The sequence below is a fragment of the Streptomyces sp. NPDC058469 genome (assembly GCF_042721125.1).
In the GTDB taxonomy this organism is placed as follows: domain Bacteria; phylum Actinomycetota; class Actinomycetes; order Streptomycetales; family Streptomycetaceae; genus Streptomyces.
In genome coordinates this window covers 1-6742 of sequence record NZ_JBHXME010000287.1, presented here as the reverse complement: position 1 = coordinate 6742, position 6742 = coordinate 1, and the positions used below count along the sequence as shown (strand labels likewise).

Here is a 6742-nt window from a genome sequence, read left to right as displayed (position 1 = left end):
GTGGGGGAGGGGCCGGGCAGGTCCGGCGGGGACGTCTCGACGAGGCTCGACGCGGTGATCGTGAGGTCCGCGTGCGGGTCCATCAGGTCGAAGCCGGTGACCTGGGTGCCCCAGTAGTCCCAGTACGACCAGGTGGGTGTCGTCGGGTTCACCGTGACGCGCGCGTCCAGCGTGGTCTGGCCGGGGAGCGTCAGTGGGGTCATCCTCACCTCGTTGTGGGAGGAGACGGCCGCCTGGGCGTACGACACGCTGGTGGTGTGGCGGATGCGAAGCCTACGGGTCATCTCAGGCTCCTTCCTGGGCCCACTCGACGGGCCCCTGGTACGGGAAGAACAACTCCGCCACCGCCTCCGCCGAGTCCATGCAGGCGTGCTGCAAGTCCTTGAGGAGGGCGGGCAGTTGCTCTTCCAAGGCGTGCGAGTCCAGGTATTCGAGGCGGGTGCGCAGCCGGCCGATGGGGCGCCGGGCCGGGTCCTGGCGCTGGCGGCCGAGCGCGGTCAGGCACTCCTCGGCCGTCGTCAGCGCGTGCAGCGCCGAGCGCGGGAAGTCCCGGTCCATGAGCAGGAATTCGGCCACTCTCGGGGTGTCCCCGAAACCGCCGTACACGCGCGCGTACGCCTCGTCGGCGCCGCTCGCGCTGAGCAGTGTCGGCCAGTCGGGCGCGTGCGCCGCGTCCAACACCCGTACCGACAGCAGCCGTACGGTCATGTCCACCCGTTCAAGGCTGCGGCCGAGGACGACGAAACGCCAGCTGTCGTCGCGGCTCATCGTCGAGTCGGCGAGGCCGAAGAAGAGGGCCGCGCGGCGCCGTACGAGCTCCAGATAGGCGTAAGGGCCCGTACGGCGGGCCGCCAGGCGTTGGTCGGCCAGGGCGTGCCAGGTGGAGTTGAGGCACTCCCACATCTCCGAGGAGACGGCTTCCCGGGCGCTGCGGGCGTTGAGCCGGGCGGCGCCGAGCGCGCCCTCGATGGAACACGTCGAGCGGGCGTCGAACGCGAGCTGGTCCAACACCTGCTGCATGTCGACGCGTTGGCCGCCCGCGTCGACCCCGAGGATCGCGTACAGCGACCGGCAGGCCACGTCCTCGTCGCGCCAGGGGTCCTCCAGCAGGCGGTGCAGATAGGCGTCGAGGATGCGCCCGGTGTTGTCGGCGCGCTCGACATAACGGCCCGTCCACGTCAGGGCCTCGGCTATCCGGGAGAGGATCACGTCGTTCACTGCTGCTGCGCCCCTTCCTGTACGACCGTGGGGTTGCCGTCGGGGCCGAGCTGGCGGGGTGCCACCTCGGGCGGTTCGCCGTCCGGGGTCAGCGGCTCGGGCTGTTCGGCGGGGCCCTCCGCGAGCACCCAGGTGTCCTTGGAGCCGCCGCCCTGGCTGGAGTTGACGATCAGGTTGCCCTCCTGGAGGGCGACGCGGGTGAGGCCGCCGGGCAGCACCCAGACGTCGGTGCCGTCGTTCACGGCGAACGGGCGCAGGTCGATGTGGCGCGGTGCCATGCGTTCGCCCGCGAGGGTGGGCGAGGTGGACAGGGCGACGGGGCGCTGCGCGATCCAGCCGCGCGGGTCGGCGGCGACGGCTTTGCGAGTGCGTTCGAGGGTCTTCGCGTCCGCCTTGGGTCCGATGACGATGCCCATGCCCCCGGCGCCGTCGACCGGCTTCACGACGAGTTGGTCGATCTGGTCGAGGACCGCCTCCAACTGGCCCGGCTCGTCAGGGCGGTAGGACTCCACGTTGGGGAGAATCGGTTCCTCGGAGAGGTAGTAGCGGATGAGGTCGGGGACGTAGGTGTAGAGGAGCTTGTCGTCCGCGATGCCGTTGCCGACCGCGTTCGCGAGTGTGACGTTCCCGGCCTGGGCCGCGTTCATGATGCCCGGGCAGCCGATCACCGAGTCGGGGCGGAAGTGCAGCGGGTCGAGGAAGTCGTCGTCCAGCCGCCGGTATACGACGTGGACGGGCACCTCGCCGCGCGTGGTGCGCATCCACACCCGGTTGTTGCGGCACACCAGGTCGTGCCCCACCACCAGCTGCACGCCCATCAGCCGCGCGAGCAGGGCGTGTTCGAAGTAGGCGGCGTTCCCCGGTCCCGGGGTGAGGACCACGACCCGGGGGTCCTGGGTGCCCGCGGGCGCGGCGGCCCGCAGCGCGGCCAGCAGTCGTCCCGCGTACCCGTCGACGGGGACCACGTGCTGCTCGGCGAAGAGCGAGGGGAAGATCCGCGTCATGGCTCTGCGGTTCTCGATGACGTACGAAACCCCGCTGGGCACCCGCACGTTGTCTTCCAGCACCCGGAAGTCGCCGGCCTCGTCCCGTACGAGGTCGATGCCGGCGACGTGGATGCGGACCCCGCCCGGTGGCTCGACGCCCTGCGCGGCCCGATGGAAATGAGCCGAGTTGAGGAGCAGCCGCCAGGGCACGACCCCGTCCTCGAAGGCACGGCAGTGCGAGTACGCGTCGGAGAGATAGGCCTCCAACGCCCGCACTCTCTGCGCCACCCCGCGCTGGATGAGATCCCACTCCAGCGCGTCGATGATCCGGGGCACCAGGTCCAGTGGCCAGGGCCGTTCCTCGCCCGCGAAGGCGTAGGTCACGCCGCGGTCGGTGAACGCGCGGGCCATCTGGTCCGCGCGGAAGCGCAGTTCACTCGGCTCGATGGGCTGGAGTGCCGCCAGTACCGGCTCGTAGGCGGCTCTGACCTCACCCGGCCGCACAAACATCTCGTCCCACGCATCGGCCAATGCGTATGCGTCAAATATGTCCGCCATGAGGGGACGTTAGAGGCGATACGTAACACGACGATCTCTGAGTGATTTCCGGCAGCTCACGCGGAAAGTGATACGCCGGGGGACTCGGCGGCCGTGGCCCGACACCCCCCAGCTTGTTGCAAGGGGAGGCACGGAGGCCGGGAGATAGTGGGTTATATCGGCGGTTTTCGGGGGCTGTTCGAGCGGGAGCCGTGTTGCGGAGCAGGACCGGTCCGCGCATAGTTGCGCTGCAAAGAGCCGGGAACCGGGGGTGGGATGGGCGATGGCCGGGCACGGGACGGACGAGCATCCACACGGTGCTGACCGACTCTGCGATACCGGGGACCGCGTGTACTCCCGGGCCGTACGACGGGGCCGGGTGCCGCGCACGGACGCCGAACCGGTGCCGTGCCTGCTGGAGCTGGCCCTCCTCCACCCCGACCCCGACGACATGGCCTGGCTGGTCCCGACCGCCCCGCAGGAGGTCATGAGCCGGCTGCTGCGCGGGGTCTACGACGAGGTCAGCGAGAGCCACCGGCGGGTGGGTTCGGCGGTCGCCGCCTTCGAGTGGTACGCCGGTCTCGGCCGCCGTATCCAGGCGTCCGCGTCGGCGTCGGTGTCCCTGGAGGGCGCCGCGATCCGCGTCCTGGACGGCCTCTCCCGCATCCAGGCGGCGATGGACGACGCGACGGAGGCCTGCACCGGCGAGGTCCTCACCGTCCAGCCCGGCGGCATCCGCCGCGAACCGGAGCTCACGGAGGGCCTGCACCGGGCCCTCGCCCTGCGCTCGCGCGGGGTACGGATGCGCGACCTGTACACCCACGTGGCCCGCCACGGCCAGGGCCTGCTCAACTACCTGGAGTTGATGGGCGACGCGGTGGAGGCGAGGACGCTCGACGAGGTCGTCGACCGCCTGATCCTCTTCGACCGCACGGTCGCCTTCATCCCCGCCAACGCCGACCACACGATGGCCCTGGAGCTGCGCCACCCGGCGTTGATCGACTACTTCGTCACGGTCTTCGACCGCCTGTGGCGCCTGGCGATCCCCGTCGCGGCCCCGCTGCCGGACACGGGCATCGAGGGCATCTCCCACCGCGAACAGTCCATCGCCGCCCTGCTCGCGGACGGCCACCAGGACGCGGTGATCGCGGAACGGCTCGGCATAAGCGTGCGGACGTGCCGCGCCCACATCGCGCGGCTGTCGGAGACCCTGGGCGCGGCCAGCCGCACCCAACTCGGCGTGCGCATCGCCCAGGTGGGCCTGGACGGCGCCTCGTCACGCATGCCGGACGTCCCCGTGCAGCTCACCCCGGCGGATCGAGAATCCCCGACTGCCCGATGAGGTAGCCGAGTTGGGCCCGGCTCTCGCTGCCGAGGGTGGCGGCGAGTTTGGCTATGTGGACTCGGGCGGTGCGGATGTTCATGCCGAGGCGGTCGGCGATGACGGCGTCGGTGTGGCCTTCGACGAGGAGGCCGGCGATGGCGTGCTGGCGGGGGGTGATGCCGTTCGGGGAGGGGCGTTGGACGGCCTCGGGGTACATGGGGGTGGCGAGGTGCCAGAGGCGGTCGAAGACGTTGATGAAGTAGTCGATCAGCGCGGGATGGCGGACTTCCAGGGCGAGACTGCGGTCCCTGCTGGCGGGGATGAAGGCGACCGTGCGGTCGATGACGATCAGGCGGTCGGTGACCTCGTCCAGGGTGCGGGCCTCCGCGTCGCCCCGCAGTTGCTCGTAGCGGGCCAGGACGAGTGGCCTGTGTCGCTGGGTGTGCTGGTAGAGGGTGCGGATGTGTCCGCCGCGGTCGAGCAGGGCCTGGTCGCGGACGAGCGCGATGGCTTGTGCTTCATGACTGCGGGGGTTGATGTTGGGCTGGATGGCGAGAAGCTCGCCCGTGGCGTCCGCCATGGCCTCGGTGATGGCCTGGTTGATGCGCTCCTTGTCACCGAGGACGGTGAGGGTCGAGGTCTCCGTGGCCGCCGTACGGGAGCCGTCGAGCCGCAGCAGCGGCGCGTAGGTGGTCTCCAGGCGCTCCTCCAGGCGCCGCTCGTCCGCGATCCGCTCGGCCGACCGTCGTAGCAGCCGGTGGAGGACGGAGGCGGGCGCGACGGGGCGCAGCCAGCCGGGGTCGTCCCCGAGCTCGGGCTGCAGCAGGCCGAGACCGACCAGGCACGGTGCCTCGTCGGTGTCGTCGGCACGCACCCGTCCGACGCGCAGGGCTCGGACATACAGGCTCAGGCCTGCCTCGCACAGGTCATCCGCTCCGTGCGTGTGCGCCTCGGTCACGGTGTGCCGTCTCCTCCCGGTGCCGGGTCGTCCTTGTTCAGGATCCCCGACTGGGCTATGAGAAAGCCGAGCTGGGCGCGGCTGCCGCTGCCCAGGGCCGTGGCGAGCTTGGCGATGTGGGCCCGGCAGGTCCGCACGTTCATGCCCAGCCGGCGGGCGATGGCCTCGTCGACGTGGCCCTCGATCAGGAGCTTGGCGATGGAGTGCTGGATGTCGGTGATGCCGTCGGGGGCGGTTTCGTAGGGGGCGCCGGCGCTCAGCGGGACCGCGCGGTTCCACATGAACTCGAAGACCTTGATCAGGTAGCTCACGAGACCGGGGTGACGCAGTTCCAGGGCGACCTGACGGTCGTCACGGATCGGGATGAAGGCGACGGTCTCGTCGCAGATGATGAGGCGCTCGACCAGTTCGTCGATGGTGCGGTACTCCACCTTGCCGTCGGTGAAGTTGTCCACCCACGCGAGCCGCTCCGGGCTGTATCTGGCCGTGTGCTGGTACAGGGTCCGGATGCGTACCCCTCGCTCGATCAGCGGCCTGTCGCGTTCGAGCGCCTCGACGAGCCGGCGTTCCGGGTGGCGGTGGCTCGGCTGCACCGCGAGCACCTCGTTCTGGCACTGTGCCGTCGCCAGGTCGAGCGCCGCGTTGATGCGGTCGAGGCCCTCCAGTACGGAGATCGAGTGGGTGGACTCGGTCACCTGGGCGCTCAGCGCCATAAACGGCTCGAAGACGTCGGCCATGTCGATGGACAGCCGTCGGCGGTCCGTGATCTCGCGTTCGATCGGATTGAGCCGCTGAGCCAGGGCGACCGCCGGGGGAACCGGGCACAGCCAGTTCGCGTCGTCCGGATCCGGGTGGAGCAGGGCGAACTCCATCAAACACGGGGCAGGCTCCACGTCTGCGCGTGCGATACGTCCCGTGCGGAGTGCGTTCGCGTAAAGACGACCTCCTTCCTCACACAACTCCGTCACAGCGTGGGGATGCGTCGCTTTGGTCCGATTCATTGTCAAATCTCCACCCCCCAGGGTCCTGAACATGCAGGAACATGATGCACCGATCGTGTGGCCATGACGTGCCCGAATGAGCCATCGTCTTACTCGACGGGGGAAGAGGGACCTTCAAGTGAGGACGAAGCCGACTATGCGTAAGAGAATGCTTCGCTCGGTGCTGGTCGCCGCCTTCTCCGCCGTTGTGGCCTTCGGAACTCTGAGTGGCCTCTCTGGTGCGAAGAGTGAGGTGCGGCAGGACACCGCCTGGTCACTCGCGGCCGACACCGCGACCGTGGCCGCCGGCGACACTTCTGTGACCGCAGATGACACTGCGTGGAGTTGACGTGACCACCCCACCCGACGACCGCTCCTTCCGACGCGAGATGGCCACGGCCTACCGCTCCGGCTGGCACTTCATCGACCTGGCCACCGCCATCCCCCACAGCGGTGACTCGCTCATGGTGACCGTGTTCGGTGAGCCGGTCGTCGTGACGCGGGACGAGGACGAGGACCTACGGGCGTACCGGTGTCTGCGGCGGCCTCGGGGGGCGCCGCAGCCAGTTCGATGTGCTATTCGGTACGGAATGATCTTTGTGAATCTTGACCAACGAGACCACCGGCTGGTGGAACCGGATGCCCCCGCGAACGCCGAAGCCGCCGAGCAGACATATCTGCCCGCCTTCGACTACGACACGGACGGCTGCTACCCGACGCCCGCGATCGGCCCGGACGG

Annotated in this window: 6 protein-coding genes and 2 pseudogenes; 3 read left to right on the top strand and 5 right to left on the bottom strand. The window is 69.7% G+C overall.

The features are described from left to right. The 3 genes from ACFWP5_RS51225 to ACFWP5_RS51215 form a co-directional block, all read right to left on the bottom strand. Positions 1-284 (bottom strand): transglutaminase N-terminal domain-containing protein (locus ACFWP5_RS51225; protein WP_384173935.1); only part of this gene is annotated, 284 nt, incomplete at its 3' end. 1 nt (position 285) lies between these two features. Continuing rightward, on the bottom strand, positions 286-1218 hold the full coding sequence (locus ACFWP5_RS51220) for an alpha-E domain-containing protein (RefSeq protein ID WP_384173932.1): 933 nt from the start codon (positions 1216-1218) through the stop codon (positions 286-288). Continuing rightward, on the bottom strand, positions 1215-2762 hold the full coding sequence (locus tag ACFWP5_RS51215; protein WP_384173929.1) for a circularly permuted type 2 ATP-grasp protein: 1548 nt from the start codon (positions 2760-2762) through the stop codon (positions 1215-1217). The genes ACFWP5_RS51220 and ACFWP5_RS51215 overlap by 4 nt, the downstream gene beginning before the upstream one ends. A 262-nt stretch (positions 2763-3024) precedes the next feature. On the opposite strand from ACFWP5_RS51215, the gene ACFWP5_RS51210 reads away from it, so the two are divergent. Next, positions 3025-4083, top strand: a complete 1059-nt coding sequence (locus ACFWP5_RS51210) for a LuxR C-terminal-related transcriptional regulator (RefSeq protein WP_384173927.1) — start codon at positions 3025-3027, stop codon at positions 4081-4083. Here the strand turns inward: ACFWP5_RS51210 and ACFWP5_RS51205 are convergent. Next, entirely contained in the window at positions 4046-5023 is a 978-nt protein-coding gene (locus ACFWP5_RS51205; RefSeq protein ID WP_384173924.1) for a helix-turn-helix transcriptional regulator, read from the bottom strand. The two genes, ACFWP5_RS51210 and ACFWP5_RS51205, sit on opposite strands and share 38 nt — an antisense overlap. Beyond that, positions 5020-6024: a helix-turn-helix transcriptional regulator gene (locus ACFWP5_RS51200; protein WP_384173921.1), complete on the bottom strand. Its 1005-nt coding sequence runs from the start codon at positions 6022-6024 to the stop codon at positions 5020-5022. The genes ACFWP5_RS51205 and ACFWP5_RS51200 overlap by 4 nt, the downstream gene beginning before the upstream one ends. Positions 6025-6353: 329 nt before the next feature. On the opposite strand from ACFWP5_RS51200, the pseudogene ACFWP5_RS51195 reads away from it, so the two are divergent. Next, positions 6354-6650: pseudogene (locus tag ACFWP5_RS51195) on the top strand (hypothetical protein); the annotation flags it as partial. Next, positions 6648-6742, top strand: a pseudogene (locus tag ACFWP5_RS51190) (NPP1 family protein); the annotation flags it as partial. The pseudogenes ACFWP5_RS51195 and ACFWP5_RS51190, both read left to right, overlap by 3 nt.

Coding starts and splice junctions, on each gene's coding strand:
- ACFWP5_RS51210 (WP_384173927.1), top strand. CDS start 3,025: ATGGCCGGGCACGGGACGGACGAGCATCCACACGGTGCTGACCGACTC.
- ACFWP5_RS51200 (WP_384173921.1), bottom strand. CDS start 6,024: ATGAATCGGACCAAAGCGACGCATCCCCACGCTGTGACGGAGTTGTGT.
- ACFWP5_RS51215 (WP_384173929.1), bottom strand. CDS start 2,762: ATGGCGGACATATTTGACGCATACGCATTGGCCGATGCGTGGGACGAG.